The following is a 1,015-nucleotide window of genomic DNA, read 5'->3' as shown; positions in this document are numbered from 1 at the left end:
CAACAAACGCACGCCGATTGAGCGCACCAGTGAGTGGGTCAAGGTGCGCGAGTTCAATCATCTTGTTGATTTGTTTGTGTTTATAGATTTGAGCGGCTACCCATTTGGCTATGGTTTCGAGGATTTTCGCATCAATTTCGCTGTAGCTATCCACTTGTTTGTGAGCTACGTTTAAAGTGCCATAGCATTCTTCTTTGTATTTAGAGGGTATCATGCAGCAAAGCAGACCGCCATCCACAAGCCATTGACAGTCGATTCATGTTGCTTTTCGGTTATCTGGGCTAATCTGCAGTTTTTTGTTGGGAAAACACTTGGCCAACAAAACTGCTTTGTATGGGAATCAAACAGTCTTTTGGTAAAACGTCATTACCATCGAGGGCATAAAGCTTGAGATAAGCATCATTTTCTCTCAGCGCAATACTTGATCTATCCGCTTGAAAGATTTCTCTAATCCAGTATGACGTGCACAGTAATATGTCTTCCAATGAGTTTGACTGTGCGAGCTCTTCAAGAAAGCCTAGAGGGAGGGCGGACAAAWTTGTTTTGTTCTCTCGAGCGTCGTTATTGCCCCCGCTTTCTTTTGGTGGTAGGACTTTTTTCCTTAGATAAGATTCCATCTTTAGCCAACTGTAATTTATAAAATAAACAAAGTTTAGGATGGGACGAGTTGAATATCTAATCACATTCTTGAGACGTCATCGAATTTATTAATAGTTTTCGTTATACGTGATCCGTATGACAATCTGTGCAGATTTTTCATCTGACGCTATACTCTGGCTCTTTTTTGCAAGCGTGCGACCGATGAACTAAAAACCGGATAGACAAACCGCGATGCGTAATATCRTTGACGACGGTGAAAAAAGAATTGCCATTGTACGAATCAGAGACGTTTGTCTGTGGTCCGAAAGGGGAGTGTGTAGGCTGMCCGAAAAAACTGCTTGAGATGGTGGATGGTGAACTGAGCTATTGGGAACATGCAATGAAGCGTGGTGTGATTCCCCCATTTTGATGAAAT

Annotated in this window: 1 protein-coding gene and 1 pseudogene; one reads left to right on the top strand and one right to left on the bottom strand. The window is 42.3% G+C overall.

What is annotated here, in order from left to right; translation table 11 throughout:
* Positions 1–214, bottom strand: a pseudogene (locus CIK04_RS34820) (sensor domain-containing diguanylate cyclase); the annotation flags it as partial.
* A gap of 657 nt (positions 215–871) precedes the next feature.
* Between CIK04_RS34820 and CIK04_RS34815 the strand changes: the two are divergent.
* A complete protein-coding gene (locus CIK04_RS34815; RefSeq protein WP_325205990.1) occupies positions 872–1,009 on the top strand; it encodes a hypothetical protein in 138 nt (45 codons plus the stop codon).
* Positions 1,010–1,015 lie beyond the last annotated feature (6 nt).

The organism is Vibrio sp. 03_296 (genome assembly GCF_002265885.1).
Note: the sequence above shows the minus strand (reverse complement) of the source record. Positions and strands in the feature narration are given on the sequence as shown.